Raw genomic sequence first — 20,847 nt, 5'->3', positions numbered from 1 at the left:
GCCTGCAACGGCTCTTATTTTCTAAAAGGTAAATCTATTTAAAATATACAAATTCCTTTCCTTGATGGTCTTATTTCATGCTCGTGATTATATACTCCAGAAGGCTGTCCGGTTTCCCATTTGAGGAAAGTCTTATCTCTGCATTGGCTTTCCCCTTCCACCTGCAGCCCGCACCCTCGATCTCAACAAATACGCAATCAGCATCCTCCATTTGGTAAATCGCCGCAATTTCTATTCCCCGAACTCCGGCATGCTCCGCCAGGAAGGGGTAAAGCTCCGCTGGCCTTACCCGGTCTATGGCTCGTTTTCGTTTCATCGCGCCGCCTCCTACCTCAGTCCATCGATAAGAAATGAAGCGCTTTGCGACCGGACACCCTCCTGAAAACCCAGGCGATAAAGATATTCTTGCTCAAAATCCTGCACTCGGTGAATGGCCCGCAAAAGCCGTTCAAGGGCTTTAGGCCCTTGCTGCGCTACCTCGTTATATGCGTTATTATACTCTTCCTTTGCGGCCTGGTATGCGTCTACATCTTGGAGCGGCGCAAATGTTTCACGGTACGCAATACGAGATAAAAACATCTCGGAGAAATTTTCTCCAAACGTGGTTATGTTGGCATTCTTTTTCATAGTTTAACACCCCCTGATATATTCCGGAATATGTCCGGTTAATCCCCATTATACGGGGATTTTGGGTGGTTTCAAGCAATCTTACTCATTTTATAATTATGCCATAAAACACACCGTTTTCTTACGAAAACGTAAGTAAAATCGGTGTGTTTTATGTTATTTCTGCCTTCTCGAAGAAAGCAACGTTATGAGACCGGATATCTTATAAAAAGTGCTAAATATATTAGCGTCTTCTTCAAGTGTCGGCTGATTCTCAATAATTGTTTTCCTCGCAATTTCTACGGCCTCGGTCATTTCTATGAATTCATCGAAATTAATCTTTTTATTGGTTAGGCTGCCTTTCCGCCTGCGATAATAATAAACAGCATCCGGTTCTGTTATTAGCAGTGTAGCTCTGCTTAAAATTTTCGACATAACCGCCCCATCCTCAAATAATGATATATTGTCAGGGAATGTTATGCCGCTAAAAAGGCGAAACCTATATAATTTATCATACACAGCAGGGCATAATACGCCGCCTTCAGCATAACGCGCCATTATATTGTGTTTATCAATTAATTCTCTTTCCGGTGGTGTTGTGAAAAATTGCGGCAAAGGATAATCAGAACCATTTTCTGTAATTACCCGAATGTGAGAAATGGAAACATCAGCATCGTTTTCTGATAATGCTTTTATGAGCAAGGAGTAGAAATCAGGGGAAATCTTATCGTCAGGGTCTACAAATCCAATGTATTCACCCTTAACCGTTGCAAGGCCAGCATTGCGAGCGGAGGAAACCCCGCCGTTTACCTTGTGAATGACACGAAAGCGGGAATCATGTTCTGCGAACCAATCACAAACCTGGCTACTCGTGTCTGTGCTGCCGTCATCAATAAGAATAGCCTCAAAATCTTTAAACGTTTGATACTGGATGCTTCGCAGGCACTCTGCGATATATAGCCCAACGTTATACACAGGAACAATTATGCTAATCTTCGGCATAGAGTTTTCCTTTTTCAAACGGTATCCCGTCAATTCCAAACACCAGGGGCATAATCCTTGTAAAAAAATCCTTCTGTTTATTCCATACCGTTCTAACGGTCATAAAATGATTTTCCGCAATCATGCGCCTGGTCATTTGACGGCACATGAAAAGTTCTTTAAATATGTCTATCTCTTCCTGAGGAAACTTGAGACGCTCGGCAGCTCTCACAGCTTCGTCAATGATCAACCTGGCAGTTTCGTCATGCTCGTACCGTTTAGCTAGTGATACGAGCATTTGAAACCGGGCAGCATATCCTTCACCGCCATTATCAATGATTGATAATAAAAGTTCTTGCGCTTGCTTGTGTCTATTACTTTCCATTCCGTCGCCCCCAATTCATAAGTGCATAGTCCGCCTGCTCCGCTGTGCTGGTACCACCGTTCCCGAATTGCTCCAGGTCAGGGTCATATGAGTAATTCGACTGAGCATCAAACCCATAAATAAGGTCATGCAAAGAACGCCTAAAAGTTCTAAGCCAGCGCAATGCCTCGTAATGTGTCTGCTCTACTGTCCGGGGATTTATTGGGCCGATTATTTCAGCTATTTGAGCAAATGAAAAATTCCCCCAATAGGTGAGAATAAGAATTTCTTGCCTCCGTTCGCTAAGGGGCCTCATGGCCTCCAAGATGGCTGCCCTTACAAACAGGATATATCCGTTTTCGTCAATCCGTTGAAATGGCTCTTGTGATTGCTTATCAGCAATAAAATCTATACGGTTATCGCTGCCATCGTCACGAGTTATAGGCTCATCAAGGCTAATGGAAAACCGAGAAGCATCTCGTTTGCTCGTTTCTATCCCCGCGACTTCCGCAAAGCTCTTTTTGAGTGTCCACGACAAATAAGTAAGATAGCCGTATTCACCTTCTGGCCGGAAATAACGCACTGCTTCCAACATCGCGAAATATCCGGCCTGTTCCAAATCCTCTATATCAGCGGAACGTCCGTCTAAATACATAGCGTATGGTATCGCCCTTGCAGAAATAAACCGCTTGACTTGTCGCCACAGCTTTGCCTCATATTCCCGCTGTCCTGCCTGTATACGCTGGGCTAATTCTTCATTTGTCATGGCCGCGCCTCAATCATCATCCCTTTCGATTTCGGGCAAAATTATGAGCACTCCGTCATAATCAGGGTACTGCTTATGGAAATGTTCAATAGATTTTTCCGGTTCGCCCGGGCCCGGCTCATAGATGATTATATTGTCGGGGTCGTTCACATGCTGTAGAGCTTTTTCCAAAGCCAACATTTTTTGTTCAATCCGTTTCAATTACACCCCGCCTTTCTGCCAGAACATGAAAAATCATGAAAAAGTCTGCAAATTCTATTTTTCAATCTTGCTTACCGCATCTTCCAATATCTGCATTCGTTCCAGAATATCCCGCATTTCCGTATACTTCGCTCCATAGTCAAGGATAGCTTTGGCAGCAGTCAGCCGGTCTTGTGGCCGGGCCTCGGCATCATCCATCACGCCTGCAATAACGTCAACAGCTCCGCTCATCCTATCGCGTAAGTTATTGGCGGCTCCCCTTACAACATCGTCACTGACGGCTTGATACCGGGCCTTAAATGCGGGATTGCTCAGATAATCGTATATTGTCCGCTCGGTCACTCTGGCCGCCTGTGCTGCCTCCCGGATAGTTCGATGAGTAATAAGAGCTTGTAAAATGGTGTCTTCCCTGCGGTTTCTGCTCATAACGGCCAGCCTCCCCTGATCAGTGCCTTAGCTACTTCCTGTCATCCTGCAAGATCAAAGTCAGGACCTCCACGCATGAGGTGAAGGCCATATATTCCGGCGTCTTCACCAGTGCTTCCGTCACATGGTCAACACGGGTGCACGGTGTCTTTAAGAGCCGAATTCTTTATAAAGGCATCAAGCTCTGCCGCCTCCATAAAGGCGGATTGCAAGGCGTTATATACTGCGGTGTTCTGCTTATTCACTGTGCCGCCCCCTGTTGATCATACGATCTCTTGCAAGCTCTGCCTGTCCACCTTTTCTGAGAGTATTTGACCCTGCGCCGGTTCTGCGAACTTCAAAATCAGCATTGGGACCGTAAATGTCACGAATGCAAGCGGCTACTAAGTTTTCATCCTGGCTTTCTCCTGCAAACTCTCTGCGATAGGCTTCTGAAATGCTATTCCCCATCATCTTGCCAACTGTATCATGCGAGTTTCTACCTTGGCCATCATGTCTACTAATCATGTCCGCACGCGCTTCCTTTGCACTTTTAGGCTTGCTCTCCGTGCCTCCACTCCTACGAGATATCATGCGGGCTCTGGCTTCATCTGCACCAAGACTATCAGTTCTAGTTGTGGCGTTATGCCGCTCAACCATACGAGAGCGGGTGGCATCAGCGTTTGACCTGCAATTCTCCTTGACTCTTTTCATCGTTAAAATCCTCCTGTCATTTCTGCAAAATACCTACTTGTTGCGGAAAGTAAGTTCCTATATTTAAACTCTGTGCGCGACCTTATACCATCGGGTATAAAACGTTCGTTAATGATTTTTACCGCCGCCTGAACCTGTGAGCACAGGGCTTCAGCCGCCTGTTTCGCCGGCGCCCGCTTCTCTTCGGCTATACTGTAAAGCCTGTGAAATTCCCGCTCTTCGTCTGGAAGAGGGCGGGGCGAATCCATCATTCTGGTTATGGCCTCCTGTTCTTCCCGGATTTCCTCTAGTCGTTTTTCAAGGGGTTTTGTATTGGGTTCCGGAATCTTTCCCCTATAACCAATACGGATGAAATCTGAAGCTTTTTCCTGCTCATCTTTAATCTGCTTCATAAGTTCGGATTTTTCAACGGAAAGGGCGCGAACCTTTTGATCATACTTTGACTTCTCCATCAAAATGCGATCAATTACTTTCCGGACATGGCTCCCCAAATCATTGTGCGCATTCAAAAAATCTGCTTCCAGTGACTCCACCAAAGCCAATGACTCCGCAAGGTTTATCAAAACCTGTGCGTTGCTACTTGTGTTTCCTTGTTTCATTTCAAATCCTCCTATCTGTTGATTGCATAGCTGCAACTTAAAAACCGTTGAGACAAAAACCTATGCTGTGAGTAAAATATCGAGAAAACCTCACCCCGTTACATGAGGCAAGGAGGAGCATCATGTAACGGGTGCTTAGATTTTTGGGATACCTCTCAACGGCTTTAAGTAGCAGCTATGAAAATGTATCTGTTGGAAAGTCTGGTTAATGGTTCACCCCTGCCCCCCTTCCTATATTCTCTTAATTCTATAAGCTATGATAAGGTAGGGTAAGATTAGGTTAGGTTATGTCGGACAGTGGGCGGACAGTGGCGGGACAGTGGGCGGATAAATCATGCCTCTATTGCCCGATTTTCTCGATATTTCCGCATGTACTCGGCGTTTTCGCTCCTTTTGCGCTTTTCTGCAATCCACACATATTGCCAATCAGCCCAATCATGAATAATATAACTGTCCTGCTCATCGCCGTATTCCAAGAATCCTGTTTGGATTAATGCAGATACTACCTCATCGGCAGTATACTTCGGGTTTTGTAACTCAGGTTTATAAAAATCTTTTGGTTCTACGCATTTGATCTCGCCGTTCAAATCTGCTGCAAAGACAGCGAATAACCAGAGGAAAACAAGAATTCCAATTGCTTCGGCACGACCACAACCAAGTAACTTAGCAAGTCGCCTCAATTTAACACTGTAGAGTAAATCCTCGTGTACCTGTATCCACGGCATATACACCATCTCCCATATCTGCTTATTGCGCCTGCCTTAAGAATTCATCAATTGCCCAGCCAGGTACAAGCCACCGCCGCTGCCCTGCTTTAATCGCTTTGATCCTCCCCTCCTTAATCAGGCCCATAACAGTATTACGGGAAAGACCTGTTACTTCCTAAACTTCCTTGATCTGATAGACTTTTTTCTCCATGTTCTATTCCTCCCATACCGATTTTTAAATATAAAAAAAGCACTCTGTTTGAGTGCAATAGAAAGGCCGGCCTTACTAGACCAGCCTATTTATTCGTGCCAAATCCTTTGCGACCACCTTGAATAGCTCATCTCTTTTAGCAGGTTCCATGGTTACAATTTGATGGAATGCTTCCTTTGCTTCTGGTGCCATATTGCCCAAGGCATTTATCCAAGGTTCAATCTTTTCCCTTTCTATTCTCGCTAAAAGCCTAGTCTCAGGAGTTTCAATTGAACCATTATAAAAATCACTAACTAAACTTAACCACGCCTCAGATTTTAGCCCTAAATTTTGATAATCATCAGTATTAACCGCCATTAAAGCATCATCTTTAATTTTTGCTATCTCTTCAATACCAAGTTTCCAAGTACTGTTTATCCTCCCATGGAGCATATTGTATGACGCATAAAAATGTGAAGGTGTTTCCTCCGGCCATTCTGAACCTGCACCATTGCCGCGACCACGCCCCCTTACATCAGCACGTGGGCACAATCCGTTATTTGCATAATTTCGCAATGTTCTGGATGATATTTTCTTTAACCCGGATTTTTCCAAACGGTGTATAACCTCATCTGTTGTCACTTCATCTCGCCTCTCTACCCAACAGCGCGGCTTCTTGTTATCTGATCGCCACAGGTTCCCAGTCCTGACAGTATCCGCAAATAACTGCTCAGCCGTTTCCAAACATATCCCCCCCAAAAAATGGGCATACGTATCCAATTTTACAGATGGAATTTAATTCTTTTATTTTTCCTTCTACATCTTTTATTTTAACTTGCCATACTTTTCCTGTCAAGGATGATTTAAGATATTTTTCAATGCTCACCCTCGCCAACTGTCCCAAAAACTGTCTCAAAAGTAAAAATACTATGCCTTGGTATGCAGAAAGCATAGTATTTACAGTCTTTCTTTTAAATATGAAGGACAAAGGATATATGTGTCTCTTTTTTACTAGCGGAAATTTGCTTCGCTGATCCATTCCATTACTTTTGATTTAAACTCAATCTTCCCGTTTCCGGCCTGAGTCTGGGGTTTTTCCTGGCCGTTAGCCGGCAATTTCGCCGCTGTGGCGTTACTGATATCAATGAAACACAAGGGGGGAAACAGCACACACCACCAGTTGCTGCCTTTTGCCTCTCCCAGCAGTATTTTTACAGCTTCGTAGTCTCCGGCCGGCAGGACCAAATCACCATAGGCTTTTATAGGAAACTGCCAATGACCGTCAATCACCGTGGCGCGATAAGGGGCACCGTAAGCTGCCAGTACGGCATCGGCAGCAGCCTGAAGCTTTTCTCGCTGATCCATCACTACTTTTTTTGCGGCATGAGCATCCGTTACGTCCTGTAATAAAGGAGTTAAATGGGAAATAACTGCATCCCGGACTTTATGTTTTACGGTCTGATCGTAAGCGCTGTCGCTGTTGGCGAGAACGTGAAAACGAACCACCTCCTGGTTGCCAAGGACTTTTGGTCCGGAAATCGCTCGGTCGGCTGATAAAACAGCCAGACCCAATATCAGCCCTATTATACAAAGACTCAAACCATATTTAATATTCATTTCGTAAATTTCTCCTATCCCGAGCCTGAGGTTTACATATACTTGCGCATATGTCCCAGCGCAGCTTTTTCCAGACGAGATACCTGCGCTTGGGATATGCCTATTTCATCCGCTACTTCCATCTGAGTTTTTCCTTCAAAAAATCGCAAGGTCAAAATATGTTTCTCCCGTTCACTCAGCTTTCGTAATGCCTCCTTAATGGCGACACTCTCCAGCCAGGTAAAGTCCAGATTTTTATCATCCCCGATCTGGTCCATGACAAAAATGGGATCTCCCCCGTCATGATAAATAGGCTCAAATAGCGAAATCGGCTCCTGGATGGCATCCAGGGCAAAAATGACTTCTTCCCGGGGGATCTTTAACTCTTCAGCAATTTCAGTCACCGATGGTTCCCGGGAAAATTTGCTGACCAGCGCATCCCGGACCTGCAACGCTTTATAGGCGATATCCCGCATGGAACGACTTACCCGGATGGGATTGTTATCCCGTAAATATCTTCTGATCTCGCCGATAATCATCGGCACAGCATAGGTAGAAAACTTCACATTCTGAGACAAATCAAAATTGTCGATGGCCTTGATCAAACCGATGCAGCCCACCTGAAACAAATCATCCACATATTCGCCCCGGTTATTAAAGCGCTGGATTACGCTCAGTACCAGCCGTAAATTACCATAAATAAGCCTTTCCCGGGAGTCCAGTTGGCCGCTTTGCATCAGTTCGAACAATTCTCGCATTTTTACTGCTGATAGCACAGGGAGCTTAGCTGTATTGACGCCGCAAATTTCTACCTTGTTGATAATCAAAGTCATCACTCCCATAAATATCCAGTATTGTTTATTGTTGAAAATTCACTCTATCTGAATTATTGCCACTGTCGTCAGTTTTTATACCGAATGAAAAAGGGCGGAACATTGTTCCACCCTTTTTTTATTATTTAGTCCATACGGCTGATTTCCTTGCGCAGCCGTCGGATGATTCTTTTTTCCAGGCGTGATATATAAGACTGGGATATTCCCAGCATATCGGCCACCTCTTTTTGGGTTCTCTCGACCCCGTCATCTTCCAAACCGAATCGAAGCTGCATAATTTTTCTTTCTCTGCCGCTCAATCGGCTCATAGCCTTATTGAGCAGCATTTTATCCACTTCTTCTTCCACGCTTTTATAGATAATGTCATTTTCTGTCCCCAGAACATCTGAAAGCAGTAATTCATTGCCATCCCAATCAATGTTTAACGGTTCGTCAAATGAGACTTCCGTCCTGGTCTTACTATTGCGGCGCAGATACATCAGAATTTCATTTTCAATGCAACGGGAAGCGTAAGTAGCTAATTTGATTCTTTTTAGAGGATCGAATGTATTCACCGCTTTAATCAAACCAATTGTTCCAATACTCACCAAATCTTCTATTCCCACGCCAGTGTTTTCAAATTTACGGGCAATATACACCACCAGACGTAAATTTCTCTCTATAAAGATGCTTTTTACCGCCTTATCTCCTTGCTGCAGACAAGTCAGTAAAAAGATCTCTTCATCATTGCTCAGAGGAGGCGGCAGTATTTCTGTGCTGCCCACATAATATAATTCGTCCGGGTCATACAAACCAAAATATTGCAGCAGATGAATGATTTTCAGCCTGAGTTTCAATCGCAAGATGATCCATTTCGTTTTGATTCCATGCGTATGCAAACTTATACCTCCTTTGCTAAAAGGTCCGTATTATGTAAGACTGCAGGATGCAGTATAGCGACATATTCCAGGTTACGGTCAAGGTGGCCAGGATATATGCCAATCACCACTTCTGTCACAGAAAGCAACCCATCTTTTGTCAGAAGCTCAATTTTGTCCGGACGAAAGCCAATGAAGCAACTATTTCCTCCCACATGGCGGCAAGGTATTACTTCCACTCTTGACAGCCATTTCGCATCAGGACATCGATCCAACTGTTCCACCCAGCTGCCCGGTGCCATATTCTGCAAGAAATGCAGGCATTCCTGCCCCAGCAGGGACTCTATTGCCTGAAAATCAGCTAAAACAACCGGCTTATGCCCTGCGATCGAATGCAATCCATTCCCTGTATCCAGCAGCGCCCTTACGGTTGCCCGCTGATTGTCATAAATAATTTTCAGGTTGTAATATAGATCTTGTTTTTGGACTCGCTCCACTATCCTACGGGCAAATGTCTGCAATATGATGCAGCCGCATATCCCTCCCCCCAATAGTTGCTGATAATTTACACTTTGGACAGATCCGCTCGTATATCCCCAAAATTCCCTGCCAGGTCCGGATAAAGTAAGATAAGAATAGGCCAATACCGTTCCTCCCAGAAAAAATGAAATGCTATGATAGACAACTGCAGTTAAAATGAACTTCTTCCATGGCATCTTGCCAAAGGCAATTGTCAAAACAACCAGCGGCAATATGATTCTCCAGGGGAAACAATATAGGACTGCCAGTGCTTCGATAAATAATCCTAAAGCATAAAGACTGCCTATGGCAGCCGCCAATGCTATTTTAAAAAGAGAATAGCGCAATCCTAAAACATGAGCGGTAAAATGCAAAACCACTCCATTGAGCACCATATTCAAGGCCAATATCACATCAATATATATAATCATAAACTCTACCTGCCAAGTATTTAGTCGTTATAACACCCTATGCTGATTCTTCGAATTTATGACAGCCCAAACAAAAAATGGATTAATTCAATTATAAATTGCGTTAAGTTGAAAGAATGTTATTCTATGGGTTTTGGCTGAAAACAAAATAGGATATTATTAAAGCTAAAAGCTCATTTTTTTCCCAAAATAAAAAAGACTGACCGATGGCCAGTCTTTTTTATTTCTTGACTTTAGGGCTTTAAAAACGGGGGAATATTCAAGCCCTCTATTTTGGGCAATGAAAGGGAAACGGTTGGGGAATGAGCAGGGCCCTTTGTTTCAAAGCCCGTAGCAATGACCGTAATCCGGACTTCTTCGCCAACATTTTCATCAACCACAGCGCCAAAAATAATATTGGCTTCAGGGTCCGCCGCTTTTTGGATCATTTCCGCCGCTTCATTGACTTCAAATAAACCCAGACCGGGGCCGCCGGTAATGCTGAGCAATACTCCTCTGGCGCCATGAATGGAAGTTTCCAGGAGAGGACTGTTAATGGCAGCCTCGGCGGCTAAAGCCGCCCGATTCTCTCCTGACGCGACCCCGATCCCCATCAAGGCTGTACCGGTATTCATCATGATAGTTTTAACATCGGCAAAATCCAGGTTAATCAAACCGGGAACGGCGATGAGATCCGAAATGCCCTGCACCCCTTGCCGCAATACATCGTCAGCGACCCGGAATGCTTCAAGAATTGATGTCCGTTTATCGACCACCTGCATCAGGCGGTCATTGGGGATGGTAATGAGGGTATCTACTTTTGGTTTTAGTGTGCCAATACCGCGGTCAGCCTGACTTTGCCTGCGCCGCCCTTCAAAAGAAAAGGGCTTGGTAACCACACCCACCGTTAATGCTCCAACCTCTTTGGCACATTCCGCCACGATAGGAGCAGCTCCGGTACCTGTACCGCCGCCCATTCCTGCCGTAATAAAAACCATATCAGCCCCTTTCAGGGCTTTTAAAAGGGCCTCCCGGCTTTCCTGCGCCGCTTTTTCTCCCACATCAGGGTTGGCACCGGCGCCCAGTCCCTTCGTCAGCTTTTCTCCGATTTGTATACGATAGGGAGCATTGGATGTGATCAGCGCCTGAGCATCGGTGTTGACCGCAATAAATTCTACTCCCCGCACATTGGCAGCAATCATTCGATTCACTGCATTGCTGCCACCGCCGCCAACGCCAATTACTTTTATAGAGGCGAGCTGTTCACACTCCATCTCCAGTTCAAGCATGAGTGCAACCTCCTTAATGTAGGGAAAATCATCTCCGGTACTAAAAGGTAAAACATCTTAAATATTTGTAATTCAACGCCAGCGGCATATACCCCTTTTTTACAAATGCCAGCGGCACGAATAAATTTTAGCATATTTCCAGACAATTGTCAGAAAAATATTTGCAAAATAAAAGCCTGTTTCAGGACTTTTTTCGATTTAAATCAAATAACCACAACCTGTTATGATTGTGGTTATATATATTTACGGTCACTACTATTTCTTTAAAAAATAACGGCGAATAATGGCCAGGTTCTGAAAGATACGCAAACCGAAAGCCAGAGAAGCCACATAGTATAAATCAATTCCCAGCCTTTCACCCATATAAACCAGGCCCGCCGCCAGCAGGGCGTTGGTAAAGAAACCGCTGATAAAAATTGTATTATCAAAACTCTCGTAAATACCGGCGCGTAACCCGCCGAAAACCGAATCCAGCGAGGCCAGCAGTGCCACTGACATAAATTTGGCGTATTCAGCCGGAATATTAATGGGAAATACGGTACCAATAAGAATGCCGATTATAATGCCGATTATGGCCAGTAACAACATTATTGAGCACCGTCCTCGCGGGTTTTGCGTAATCGAAACGATAAGCCCCTTTGTAGGCCGGAATCTGAATATTACTCTGCTGTTTCAGAGCAATCTGAATGCCCCAAAATTGAAGGGTCTCAATCACGCCTCCCCGCATTCGCAAGGCATTCTCCAATGTTTTGGGATCCCCGATAGCGCGAATTTCGTAAGGGGGGGAATAACGGGTATTATTGACGGAAAGGGTCGGTCCGGCGCAACGAATCTCTGATGTGGCAATTAATCGCTGTTCATTGATGGACACTGCTTCCGAGCCTGCAGCCCAAAGTTCATTAATAACTTTCAGGATATCATCATCATGAATCAGGTATAAATTGGGGTTTTCACCCGGTTTGGCCGGACGTTTGCTGTCATCAATCGTGACCATGACCCCCGGACCCTGTAAAGCCGTCAGACCGGCAGCCATTTTAATGTTCGCCATTTCTTGGGATATCGCTTCGGTCTTATCGCTCTGCCGCAGTTGATAAACTTCTTTCTGCAAAGCATCCCGTTCTTTTTCAGTCTGATTTAAACGCTGGGATAAATCCTCCAGCCTTTGAAATGGAATCGAAGACTGTACATCCTGAGTCGTACGAAACTGTATAGCCAACATGATTCCAAGTACTATACATACTAATGCAATAGATACCTGTCCCTGCCTTTTGGAAGTCATGCAATCACATCCTTAAAGTTTAGTTCCTCTTCAATTTAACATAGGGCGAGATATAACTGAGATCGATATATTCCGCCCTAGCTTTACTGTTCTCCAAGTCTTTTACTATTTCATTGGTCAGTCGGGCTTTTTCCTCCATACGCTCCGCCTTTCCCAAAATAATAGCCATAGAGTGAACCGTATAGGCGGTATATTCTTCCGGGGATCTGAAACTCATCTCGGATATTTGTGCTAGGGTCCGTTCATTCAATAACGATAAATAAGTAAGGACGGGCACAAGCTGAGGCAGATTTACCGTATCGCCGGTATATGCATTGCCTAAACGAATGCCGGTTACAATCGGGACATTAAAGTATTTAATATTTTTGAAGGCCGCCAGAACCAAACCGTGCTGATCCACCTGAACAAATCCGTAAGCATTGGCCAGATACACTAATGGTTGACGCTCACGGATATTAATGATAACAGTAGCGGGATATTTACGCAAGATTTTTACTTCATAGATTCTCAAATCTTTTAAAAGCTTGTTGGCTATATCGGTGGTATTCAGACGAAAAATGTTAATACGCTCAGGAATACCGGCAATTTGCAAGATTTCTTCCTTAGACAGATGATGATTCCCTTGTATTGAAACAGTTCCTACCAGAAAGAAGTCGGAATGAAGGAACAAAAACGTTGCCAGAACAAAAATAAAGGCAAAGAGAAGCAACTTCACCAGTGCCCCGTTTTTCACTCGCCGTTTATGTTCCTGTGCTGCCTGCTCCAGTCCAGGTCACCTCTCTCTCTTCATACTGCAGCACTGCCTGCTGCCTATTGATAAGTATACAACAGTCCTGTCCTTTCATAAACAAAAAAAATAGGCAGCGAATTCACTGCCTATTTTTCTCTTGGCTTATAAAGTAAGTAAAGAAAACCTATTGGCATCGAAGAATATCAGCGCCTAAACTTTGCAGTTTGCGCTCAAAATGTTCATATCCCCGGTCGATATAATGAACATTTTCTATTTCTGAAATCCCTTCCGCAGCCAGAGCGGCTAGCACCAATGCCCCGCCTGCCCGTAAATCGGTAGCCGCCACCACAGCTCCTGTTAAATTAGCCACACCCCGTACAATAGCCGAGCGACCTTCCACCTTAATTTTAGCCCCCATGCGGGTCAGTTCATCCACATGCTTAAACCGGTTCTCGAATATGGTTTCCGTTACAATGCTGGTGCCTTTGGCGATGCTGAGCAAAGATAGGATCGGCGCCTGCAAATCGGTGGGAAACCCCGGATGCGGCAGGGTCTTTACATCGGTGGCGCGTATCTCATCCGCCTTTATGCGGATGAAGTTGGGTCCCAAGGTAATATCGGCTCCGATTTCTTGTATTTTATTCGTCACTGAGAACAAGAAGTCAGGTGAAATATTTTCAATCGTAACATCACCACGGGTCATGGCGCCGGCAAGCAAAAAGGTACCTGCTTCGATCCGGTCAGGAATGATTTGATGCTCGGCAGGATTCAGGCGGGAAACACCTTCAATGGTAATGGTATCGGTACCGGCGCCCTTGATCCTGGCGCCCATTTTGTTTAAAAAGTTCTGCAGGTCGGTTATTTCCGGTTCCCGGGCCGCATTACGGATCATAGTGGTTCCTTCCGCCAATACCGCTGCCATCATGGCATTTTCGGTCGCCCCGACACTGGGAAAATCAAAATGAATTTCGTTGCCCACGAGCTTTTCAGCCTCAGCCTCAATATAACCGAAGCTTTCTCTCACCTTAGCGCCAATCCTGGTTAAAGCTTTGAGATGGAGATCAATCGGTCGGGGACCAATAGCGCAGCCCCCGGGATAAGATAAACGTACCTTTTTAAACCGGCCCAGCAGGGGGCCCATCAAAAAAATAGAAGCACGCATTTCACGCATTAAATGTTCAGGTATATCACTGACCCGAATATTAGATGTATCCATTATTAAGGTACTTGCTTCGCGTTTGATGGTCACTCCGAACAGTGACAATATATCCTGCATGACCTTAATGTCTTTCAGTTGAGGAACGTTATGTATGATACATAACCCAGAACAAAGCAATGTAGCCGCCATAATCGGCAAAGTCGCGTTTTTAGCGCCGCTACACCGGATACTGCCGTTTAATCGTACTTCTCCCTTGACGATAAATTTCTCCATCGTCTCCCCTCCTAGAAAAGTACAACCACCCACAAAACAAACAAATAAAATCCTTATCGGTCCGTTAGAGTTTCCAGTAACTCCTCGCCGATCTGATAAACATTGCCGGCGCCCATGGTCATCACCAGATCCCCAGATTCGACAATCTCCGCCAGATAACGGGCAATTTTGTTTTTATCGGCAATGTAGGTAACGCGTTGTTTCGTTTGGCTTTCCACCTCATCTTTCAAGGTTTCTCCTGAAATACCAGGTATTGGATCTTCGCTGGCGGCGTAAATATCGGTTAACACCAAAACATCTGCCGGATAAAATGCCCGCCCAAACTCAGCGCGCAACAATTGAGTCCGAGTATATCTGTGGGGCTGAAAGATACAAATCAGCCTTTTGGGATCAGTGTCCCTGGCAGCCAGCAGGGTCGTCGTGATTTCCGTGGGATGGTGGGCATAGTCGTCCACAATCCATACCCCGTCTACCCGCCCTTTTGTCTGAAAGCGGCGCTTGGCTCCCTTAAACAATAGTAAGCCAGCGGCAATGGACTGAAACGCCAGGCCCAGATGCAGGCCTACCGCAATAGCGGCTAATGAATTCAAAACATTATGCCGGCCTGGGACTTGTAACTCAACGGTCCCCAAATTCGCGCCCTGAAAAATGACATCAAAACGGGTGGTGGCTCCTCGAGAGGTGATATTTGTCGCTGTAACATCCGCGGGATAATCTAACCCATAGGAAATAACGGGAGCGTCCAGGTCTTGGGAAACCTGCCTGACATTTGCATTATCAAAGCATAATACCGCTAAACCATTTGAGGGTAATTTCTTGAGAAATTTTGAAAATGCCCCTAGCATATTTTCCATAGTTTGATAATAATCCATATGGTCATTTTCTATGTTGGTGACTATTGCGATCCGGGGCGAAAACTTTAAAAACGAGCCATCGCTTTCATCGGCTTCCGCTACCAAGTGTTCGCCGGTGCCAAGTTTGGCGTTGCCATGAAGAAAATCCAATTCTCCGCCTACCAGCACCGTGGGACTGATACCGGCGTGCTCTAATGCTATCGCCACCATAGATGTTGTAGTTGTTTTGCCATGAGCGCCGGCTACAGCAATGCCGTATTTAGCCTGCATTAAAGCGGCTACCATATCGGAGCGGTGAAAAATAGGGATAGTTTTCTCCTGAGCGGCAATTACTTCCGGATTTGCCTTGGTAATGGCCGTCGATGTGACAATTGCCGCCGCTCCCTCAACATTTTCTTTTCTGTGGCCAATAAATATTTTAGCTCCGATAGCCTGCAGCTTATGTACTGTCTCTGAATCGTTGATGTCGGAACCGGAAACAGGGTGGCCCATTTCGATTAAGACTTTTGCAATTCCGCTCATTCCGGCACCACCGATACCGACAAAGTGTATTCTTCCAATCATATCTAGATTTATCAAAGTTTCTCCCCCTTTTTCAGCGTCGCCAAAGCCCGTAACCAACAACAAAAGAACTCTTAGAGTAATTTCATTGTATGCCAGACATGACTTAATTGCTACACAGCCCAAAAATCAGTGATGAACCAGCGCCAAGGCCAGCTTGGCAACTGCTTTCGCCGCGCCGGGCCTGCCCAGCCGCCGGCTGGCCAGCGACATTTTTTCCAGTGTTTCTTCCCGGCATAATAATTTTTCGAGCGCATCGGCCAAAAGGTTGCCGTCTAATTGTGCATCGGTAATCATAATGGCTGCCCCCTCTTTTTCCAGTACCCGGGCATTATATTCCTGATGATTTTCCGCGGCATAAGGATACGGAACCAGTATCGCCGGGACCCCCTTCGCCGTAAGTTCAGCCAAACCGATAGCACCGGCGCGAAAAATGCCAATATCGGCGGCAGCCAGAGCATCCGGCATATTATACAAATAGGGTGTAATGATAATATTTCCAGTCCCCAATACGTCTATACCGGATTCCTGATAAAAACTAACCATATTATTATACTCGCTTTGTCCGGTAACATGCAATATCTGAATTCCGGCGCGATTGGCGAACCGCTGATGTACTGCTTTCATGGCCCGGTTGATACTGCGGGCCCCCCGGCTGCCGCCTGCCACCAGAACTGTTTTCCTCCCGGCATCCAACCCCAGAGCCTGAACCCCCTGCGCCCGATCGACCGACAATACTTCTTCCCGGATGGGATTGCCGGTAACAACTATTTTCTTTTGATTACTGAAGAAGGGAATGGCCTCTTTATAGCCTAAGGCAATTTTATCGACTACTAACGCCAGTAATTTGTTGGTAATCCCCGGAATGGCGTTTTGCTCCTGAATCAGAGTAGGAATGCCCATTAAGGCGGCAGTAAGCACAATAGGACCGCACACATAACCCCCTGTACCGATCACTGCATCCGGTTTAAATTGCCCGATAATTCGCCGACAATCCCATAAACTTCCCATGGTATTCCAGACAGTCTTTACATTCTCCCAGGAAAACCGCCGTTCCAGTCCGTGTACCTCAATAGTTTCCAGATCAAATCCTTCTTTGGGAATAATATCCGCTTCCAAACCATGCCTTGTCCCCACAAAAAGTATGTCACAGGGTTGTGCGAGCTTGACTAACTCTTTAGCAATAGCAATGGCGGGGTAGATGTGTCCACCGGTCCCCCCGCCAGAAAGAATGATACGCACATGGATTCCTCCTATCACAAATCTTGTCCTCGGATTTGGAACCGTTGAAAAAGGCCCAGATGCTGGAAAGTGCGCAGATGAGCCTTTTTCAACGGTTCCCTATCTTAAGTGGCAGTAGCGGGAAATATTCAGTAGTATCCCGATCCCCGCTAAATTAAAAACCAGGGCGGATCCGCCAAAACTCAAAAATGGCAAAGGAATGCCGGTTACCGGCATAGATGCAGTGACAACAGCGATATTCATAATCGCTTGCAGGACAATCATGGAGGTCACACCGGTAGCCAGCATGCTCCCATAGATGTCGGGGGCAGATATAGCAACCCTTAAACCGCGCCAGGCCAATAAAAAGAATAGCACGATGATCGCTACTGTCCCGATAAAGCCTAACTCTTCGCCCAGGATGGCAAAAATAAAGTCCGTATGAGGTTCCGGCAAATACAGAAATTTTTCACGGCTTCGGCCCAGGCCCACGCCGAATAACCCACCGGACCCCAGAGCATAAAGGGACTGAATGATATGATAACCGGAATTCAGCGGATCGGCCCAAGGGTCGCTAAAGGCCAGTAACCGGCGTAACCGGTAAGGCTCAACCAGGATAGCGGCGACAACACCGGCAACTCCTACGCTGGCCAGCCCCAGCAAATGGGATAGTTTGGCGCCGCCGACAAACATCAGAATGAACACGGTGCCACTGATCGCCAAGGCTGTTCCCAAATCCGGTTCTTTTAAAATAAGCCCGAAGATAACCAGCAACAGCAGTAACTGAGGGCCCAACCCTTTCAAAAATTGAGTGACTTTTTCCTGATTTCTGGCCAAATAGTCGGAACAGTAAATGATAGCGCTCAGTTTGGCAATCTCCGACGGCTGCAGGGAAAACATGCCGTAACCCAACCAGCGTCTGGCCCCGTTCACCACTTTCCCCAGTCCGGGAACTAAGACTAACACCAGCAAAACCAAAGTTAAAATTAAAAGCGGCTTAGCCAGTTTAGACCAGCGGTGATAATCCATGCTCATCGTTACGAACATGGCTGCAAACCCCAGAAACACCCACAAAAGCTGCCGTTTCAAAAAGTAGTAACTGTCCTGAAAGTTGACATGGGCGGAAATAGCGCTGGAACTGTATACCATGACAACTCCGATTGCCAATATAGCTGTCACGGAAAAAAAGATGATAAAATCCGGCGAGTTGAGTCTTGGCATCAAACAACCCCCTTCAACGCAATTGATGTACTAACTCCTTAAATAGTCTCCCCCGTTCCTCGTAGTTATTAAACATATCGTAGCTGGCGCAGGCTGGTGAAAGTAAAACCACCTGGGGGGGGCGGGCTATGCTGTGGGCCAGACGCACCGCTTCCTCCATGGTTTGAGTAATCTCAATCCGCTTTACTCCCAGTTTTTGCGCCGCCTGCTGAAACCGTTCCTTTGCTTCGCCAAATAAAATTAAAACATCCAATTTCTCTTTCGCCAGGGTCATAAATTCCGTCAAATCAGTATTTTTATCCCGGCCACCGGCAAGAAGGATACCATTTCCAGAAAATGCTTCTAACGCCTTAATAGTAGACTCAGGATTGGTAGCTTTGGAATCATTGTAATAGGTTACTCCCTGGACAGTAGCTACTGGCTCAATACGGTGCTCCACACCGGCAAAGGCTTTTAAGGTTGCGGCAATATCGGCAATGCTCACGCCGGCTAAAAACGCCGCGGCAGCTGCTGCCATGGCATTTTCCAGATTATGTCCGCCTTTCAGCTTAATATCGCTAATCAGGCAAATATCGTATCCGGCTCCCTGCCAGACCAGACGGATCATTCCATCCGCGAGAAAGATCCCTTCCTCCATTTGTTTTTTTCGGCTGAAATACACAACCTGACCGGGTACGCGGCTTTTCATCTCGCGTACAACCGGATCATCATAGTTCAAAATCGTAATATCCGACCCTTGCTGCCGGGCAAAAATTCTTTCTTTCATGGCCTGATAAGTCGCAATATTTCGGTGACGGTCAATATGATCCGGCGTAAGGTTTAAAATAGCGGCAATGTGAGGTTTAAAGTTAATAACGCCTTCCAACTGAAAGCTGGAGATCTCGGCAACCGCCAGGCCATCAGGCCCCAGGCCTCGCACTTCCTGGGACAAGGCTAACCCGATATTGCCCCCCACTACAACTGGGCGTCCGCTTCTTTTTACCATTTCCCCCAGTAAGGTAGTTGTTGTGGTTTTGCCGTTCGTGCCGGTAATAGCCAGAAGGGGAGCTTTGCATAGCTGATAGGCCACTTCGATTTCACTCATGACCAGCTTGCCATTGCGTTGGGCTGTTTCCACCAACGGACTGTAAATCGACACCCCCGGCGATACAATCACATAGTCCTGCCCTGACAACAGGGCTTCATCCTGTTTGCCAAAGGATAAACGAATCCCCTGATGAATTTGGGACGCCAGGGAAGGGTTAAGAGAATCCAGCGGCTTGGCATCGCTAAGGGTCACGGCAACACCTAACTCCTGCAAAACGTTGGCCGCCGAGATCCCGCTAATGCCGGCGCCTAGCACCAGGCATTTTTTACCTGAAAACTCCATATTATTTCCTCCTAGATCTGTACAAAACATATCTGCAGCCTCGAATCTCGGGCCTTTTGCAAAGGCCCCCTATCGGCTAAGTGCAAGAATCATCAGCGCTATACAGGCAAAAATCGCTCCGGTGCACCAGAAACCGTGCACCACTGTCGTTTCCGGAAAACCCATTAATTCAAAATGATGATGGATCGGACTCATGCGAAAGACCCTTTTGCCGGTGGTCTTAAATGAGATAACCTGGATGATGACCGACAGAGCTTCGATTACAAACACTCCACCCACCAAAATCAGCAGCAGTTCAGTTTTGGTCAGCACTGCTACTGTGGCCAGAGCGCCTCCCAGTGCCAAGGAGCCGGTATCGCCCATAAATACTTTCGCCGGATGGGCATTGTAGCGCAGAAATCCCAGAGTTGCCCCGGCTACCGCTGCGCAGAATACGGCGAGAGAGAATTTACCGAAACAAAGGGCTATGATCATATAGGCAATAGCGGCAACCGTCACAGTGCCTGCCGCCAATCCATCCAGCCCGTCGGTCAGATTGACGGCGTTGGTGGTGCCCACCAGCACAAAAAAGACCAGAATATAGTATAACGGCCCAAAATCAATATTGATCCCCAACAAAGGAATCCATAGATCCGTACCCAGGCCCAGAAGTTCCGAGGCCAGATAAGCCAGAACAATGGCCATGAGAATCTGCCCTAGCAGCTTTTCCCTGGCCCTAAGCCCCAAAGACCGTTTCATGACCACTTTGATACAATCATCCAAAAAGCCGAGAAGACCGTGTCCCAAGGTAATCAATAACGCCAAAACGGCTTCCAGATCATTGCCGGTAAAAAACAGGGCCGCAACAGTTAAAGCACCCAGGAAAATAAGGCCGCCCATGGTAGGAGTACCTGCTTTGGCGTAGTGCCTTTCCGGTCCTTCCTGACGAATGCTCTGACCGAATTTCAGCTTTCTCAGTAGCGGGATCAAGAGCGGTCCCAGCGCAATCACCAAACAAAACGATAATACCGCAGCATAGAATATATTCTGCATGTTACCCCTCCCGTATCAAAATCAACAACTTCATCTGTAATGTAGTCTTTCAGCGCCCGGTAATTATCTCTCTCCATAGTATCCTCATTAGGAGCCTATTGCAAAACTCAT

At 46.1% G+C, this 20,847-nt stretch carries 26 protein-coding genes and 1 pseudogene; all 27 read right to left on the bottom strand.

Annotation, left to right across the window (positions count from 1 at the left end):
• Positions 1 to 70 precede the first annotated feature (70 nt).
• Entirely contained in the window at positions 71 to 316 is a 246-nt protein-coding gene (locus ALO_RS16545; protein ID WP_004098217.1) for a hypothetical protein, read from the bottom strand.
• Between the two features lie 11 nt (positions 317 to 327).
• Complete coding sequence (locus ALO_RS16540; RefSeq protein ID WP_004098216.1) at positions 328 to 627, bottom strand: hypothetical protein; 300 nt, start codon at positions 625 to 627, stop codon at positions 328 to 330.
• 156 nt (positions 628 to 783) lie between these two features.
• Positions 784 to 1,608, bottom strand: a complete 825-nt coding sequence (locus ALO_RS16535) for a glycosyltransferase family 2 protein (protein ID WP_004098215.1) — start codon at positions 1,606 to 1,608, stop codon at positions 784 to 786.
• Positions 1,595 to 1,972, bottom strand: a complete 378-nt coding sequence (locus ALO_RS16530) for a hypothetical protein (RefSeq protein ID WP_004098214.1) — start codon at positions 1,970 to 1,972, stop codon at positions 1,595 to 1,597. Before ALO_RS16530 ends, ALO_RS16535 begins: the two co-directional genes overlap by 14 nt.
• The gene (locus tag ALO_RS16525; RefSeq protein WP_004098212.1) at positions 1,962 to 2,717 is read right to left on the bottom strand and encodes a sigma-70 family RNA polymerase sigma factor; all 756 of its coding nucleotides are present in this window, start codon (positions 2,715 to 2,717) and stop codon (positions 1,962 to 1,964) included. Before ALO_RS16525 ends, ALO_RS16530 begins: the two co-directional genes overlap by 11 nt.
• A gap of 9 nt (positions 2,718 to 2,726) precedes the next feature.
• Complete coding sequence (locus ALO_RS16520) at positions 2,727 to 2,918, bottom strand: hypothetical protein (protein ID WP_004098210.1); 192 nt, start codon at positions 2,916 to 2,918, stop codon at positions 2,727 to 2,729.
• A 54-nt stretch (positions 2,919 to 2,972) separates the two neighbouring features.
• Positions 2,973 to 3,344 carry a hypothetical protein gene (locus ALO_RS16515; protein WP_004098209.1) on the bottom strand — a complete coding sequence of 124 codons (372 nt, stop codon included), beginning with the start codon at positions 3,342 to 3,344 and terminating at the stop codon, positions 2,973 to 2,975.
• A gap of 237 nt (positions 3,345 to 3,581) precedes the next feature.
• Positions 3,582 to 4,037 carry a hypothetical protein gene (locus tag ALO_RS16510; RefSeq protein ID WP_004098207.1) on the bottom strand — a complete coding sequence of 152 codons (456 nt, stop codon included), beginning with the start codon at positions 4,035 to 4,037 and terminating at the stop codon, positions 3,582 to 3,584.
• Positions 4,038 to 4,039: 2 nt separating this feature from the next.
• On the bottom strand, positions 4,040 to 4,636 hold the full coding sequence (locus tag ALO_RS16505; protein WP_004098206.1) for a hypothetical protein: 597 nt from the start codon (positions 4,634 to 4,636) through the stop codon (positions 4,040 to 4,042).
• Positions 4,637 to 4,968: 332 nt separating this feature from the next.
• Entirely contained in the window at positions 4,969 to 5,361 is a 393-nt protein-coding gene (locus ALO_RS16500) for a hypothetical protein (RefSeq protein WP_004098205.1), read from the bottom strand.
• A gap of 22 nt (positions 5,362 to 5,383) precedes the next feature.
• Positions 5,384 to 5,506: pseudogene (locus tag ALO_RS23840) on the bottom strand (helix-turn-helix domain-containing protein); the annotation flags it as partial.
• A 123-nt stretch (positions 5,507 to 5,629) separates the two neighbouring features.
• Positions 5,630 to 6,277 carry a hypothetical protein gene (locus ALO_RS16495; RefSeq protein WP_004098204.1) on the bottom strand — a complete coding sequence of 216 codons (648 nt, stop codon included), beginning with the start codon at positions 6,275 to 6,277 and terminating at the stop codon, positions 5,630 to 5,632.
• Entirely contained in the window at positions 6,264 to 6,521 is a 258-nt protein-coding gene (locus tag ALO_RS16490) for a hypothetical protein (protein WP_040293719.1), read from the bottom strand. The genes ALO_RS16495 and ALO_RS16490 overlap by 14 nt, the downstream gene beginning before the upstream one ends.
• A 23-nt stretch (positions 6,522 to 6,544) precedes the next feature.
• The gene (gene spoIIR / locus ALO_RS16485) at positions 6,545 to 7,150 is read right to left on the bottom strand and encodes a stage II sporulation protein R (RefSeq protein ID WP_004098202.1); all 606 of its coding nucleotides are present in this window, start codon (positions 7,148 to 7,150) and stop codon (positions 6,545 to 6,547) included.
• Between the two features lie 32 nt (positions 7,151 to 7,182).
• Entirely contained in the window at positions 7,183 to 7,956 is a 774-nt protein-coding gene (sigG, locus tag ALO_RS16480) for an RNA polymerase sporulation sigma factor SigG (protein ID WP_004098201.1), read from the bottom strand.
• 131 nt (positions 7,957 to 8,087) lie between these two features.
• Positions 8,088 to 8,840: an RNA polymerase sporulation sigma factor SigE gene (gene sigE / locus ALO_RS16475; RefSeq protein WP_004098200.1), complete on the bottom strand. Its 753-nt coding sequence runs from the start codon at positions 8,838 to 8,840 to the stop codon at positions 8,088 to 8,090.
• Between the two features lie 2 nt (positions 8,841 to 8,842).
• Complete coding sequence (locus ALO_RS16470) at positions 8,843 to 9,769, bottom strand: sigma-E processing peptidase SpoIIGA (RefSeq protein WP_004098198.1); 927 nt, start codon at positions 9,767 to 9,769, stop codon at positions 8,843 to 8,845.
• A 233-nt stretch (positions 9,770 to 10,002) separates the two neighbouring features.
• A complete protein-coding gene (gene ftsZ, locus ALO_RS16465) occupies positions 10,003 to 11,037 on the bottom strand; it encodes a cell division protein FtsZ (RefSeq protein WP_004098196.1) in 1,035 nt (344 codons plus the stop codon).
• Positions 11,038 to 11,292: 255 nt separating this feature from the next.
• Positions 11,293 to 11,625, bottom strand: a complete 333-nt coding sequence (locus ALO_RS16460; RefSeq protein ID WP_004098194.1) for a small basic family protein — start codon at positions 11,623 to 11,625, stop codon at positions 11,293 to 11,295.
• Entirely contained in the window at positions 11,561 to 12,316 is a 756-nt protein-coding gene (locus ALO_RS16455) for a DUF881 domain-containing protein (RefSeq protein WP_004098192.1), read from the bottom strand. The genes ALO_RS16460 and ALO_RS16455 overlap by 65 nt, the downstream gene beginning before the upstream one ends.
• Before the next feature lie 19 nt (positions 12,317 to 12,335).
• Entirely contained in the window at positions 12,336 to 13,049 is a 714-nt protein-coding gene (locus tag ALO_RS16450; RefSeq protein WP_004098190.1) for a cell division protein FtsQ/DivIB, read from the bottom strand.
• A gap of 181 nt (positions 13,050 to 13,230) precedes the next feature.
• On the bottom strand, positions 13,231 to 14,478 hold the full coding sequence (gene murA, locus ALO_RS16445; protein WP_004098188.1) for a UDP-N-acetylglucosamine 1-carboxyvinyltransferase: 1,248 nt from the start codon (positions 14,476 to 14,478) through the stop codon (positions 13,231 to 13,233).
• Positions 14,479 to 14,531: 53 nt separating this feature from the next.
• Complete coding sequence (gene murC, locus ALO_RS16440; RefSeq protein ID WP_040293721.1) at positions 14,532 to 15,896, bottom strand: UDP-N-acetylmuramate--L-alanine ligase; 1,365 nt, start codon at positions 15,894 to 15,896, stop codon at positions 14,532 to 14,534.
• Between the two features lie 126 nt (positions 15,897 to 16,022).
• Entirely contained in the window at positions 16,023 to 17,135 is a 1,113-nt protein-coding gene (gene murG, locus ALO_RS16435; RefSeq protein ID WP_004098183.1) for an undecaprenyldiphospho-muramoylpentapeptide beta-N-acetylglucosaminyltransferase, read from the bottom strand.
• Between the two features lie 99 nt (positions 17,136 to 17,234).
• Positions 17,235 to 18,335, bottom strand: a complete 1,101-nt coding sequence (gene spoVE / locus ALO_RS16430; RefSeq protein WP_004098181.1) for a stage V sporulation protein E — start codon at positions 18,333 to 18,335, stop codon at positions 17,235 to 17,237.
• Between the two features lie 13 nt (positions 18,336 to 18,348).
• Positions 18,349 to 19,704, bottom strand: a complete 1,356-nt coding sequence (gene murD, locus ALO_RS16425; protein WP_004098178.1) for a UDP-N-acetylmuramoyl-L-alanine--D-glutamate ligase — start codon at positions 19,702 to 19,704, stop codon at positions 18,349 to 18,351.
• A gap of 69 nt (positions 19,705 to 19,773) precedes the next feature.
• Entirely contained in the window at positions 19,774 to 20,736 is a 963-nt protein-coding gene (mraY, locus tag ALO_RS16420; RefSeq protein ID WP_004098176.1) for a phospho-N-acetylmuramoyl-pentapeptide-transferase, read from the bottom strand.
• Positions 20,737 to 20,847 lie beyond the last annotated feature (111 nt).

The organism is Acetonema longum DSM 6540 (genome assembly GCF_000219125.1).
Lineage (GTDB): Bacteria > Bacillota > Negativicutes > Sporomusales > Acetonemataceae > Acetonema > Acetonema longum.
This window is presented reverse-complemented; position numbering and strand designations above follow the sequence as displayed.

Excerpts from the sequence above, each read along its gene's own strand:
- ALO_RS16455 (WP_004098192.1), bottom strand. The coding sequence starts at position 12,316 with ATGACTTCCAAAAGGCAGGGACAGGTATCTATTGCATTAGTATGTATA.
- ALO_RS16535 (WP_004098215.1), bottom strand. The coding sequence starts at position 1,608 with ATGCCGAAGATTAGCATAATTGTTCCTGTGTATAACGTTGGGCTATAT.
- ALO_RS16540 (WP_004098216.1), bottom strand. The coding sequence starts at position 627 with ATGAAAAAGAATGCCAACATAACCACGTTTGGAGAAAATTTCTCCGAG.
- ftsZ (WP_004098196.1), bottom strand. The coding sequence starts at position 11,037 with ATGCTTGAACTGGAGATGGAGTGTGAACAGCTCGCCTCTATAAAAGTA.
- murA (WP_004098188.1), bottom strand. The coding sequence starts at position 14,478 with ATGGAGAAATTTATCGTCAAGGGAGAAGTACGATTAAACGGCAGTATC.
- ALO_RS16545 (WP_004098217.1), bottom strand. The coding sequence starts at position 316 with ATGAAACGAAAACGAGCCATAGACCGGGTAAGGCCAGCGGAGCTTTAC.
- ALO_RS16525 (WP_004098212.1), bottom strand. The coding sequence starts at position 2,717 with ATGACAAATGAAGAATTAGCCCAGCGTATACAGGCAGGACAGCGGGAA.
- mraY (WP_004098176.1), bottom strand. The coding sequence starts at position 20,736 with ATGCAGAATATATTCTATGCTGCGGTATTATCGTTTTGTTTGGTGATT.
- ALO_RS16505 (WP_004098206.1), bottom strand. The coding sequence starts at position 4,636 with ATGAAACAAGGAAACACAAGTAGCAACGCACAGGTTTTGATAAACCTT.
- ALO_RS16470 (WP_004098198.1), bottom strand. The coding sequence starts at position 9,769 with ATGATTATATATATTGATGTGATATTGGCCTTGAATATGGTGCTCAAT.
- ALO_RS16530 (WP_004098214.1), bottom strand. The coding sequence starts at position 1,972 with ATGGAAAGTAATAGACACAAGCAAGCGCAAGAACTTTTATTATCAATC.
- spoIIR (WP_004098202.1), bottom strand. The coding sequence starts at position 7,150 with ATGAATATTAAATATGGTTTGAGTCTTTGTATAATAGGGCTGATATTG.
- ALO_RS16460 (WP_004098194.1), bottom strand. The coding sequence starts at position 11,625 with ATGTTGTTACTGGCCATAATCGGCATTATAATCGGCATTCTTATTGGT.
- ALO_RS16515 (WP_004098209.1), bottom strand. The coding sequence starts at position 3,344 with ATGAGCAGAAACCGCAGGGAAGACACCATTTTACAAGCTCTTATTACT.
- spoVE (WP_004098181.1), bottom strand. The coding sequence starts at position 18,335 with ATGCCAAGACTCAACTCGCCGGATTTTATCATCTTTTTTTCCGTGACA.
- ALO_RS16500 (WP_004098205.1), bottom strand. The coding sequence starts at position 5,361 with ATGCCGTGGATACAGGTACACGAGGATTTACTCTACAGTGTTAAATTG.
- murD (WP_004098178.1), bottom strand. The coding sequence starts at position 19,704 with ATGGAGTTTTCAGGTAAAAAATGCCTGGTGCTAGGCGCCGGCATTAGC.
- murC (WP_040293721.1), bottom strand. The coding sequence starts at position 15,896 with ATGATTGGAAGAATACACTTTGTCGGTATCGGTGGTGCCGGAATGAGC.
- ALO_RS16510 (WP_004098207.1), bottom strand. The coding sequence starts at position 4,037 with ATGAAAAGAGTCAAGGAGAATTGCAGGTCAAACGCTGATGCCACCCGC.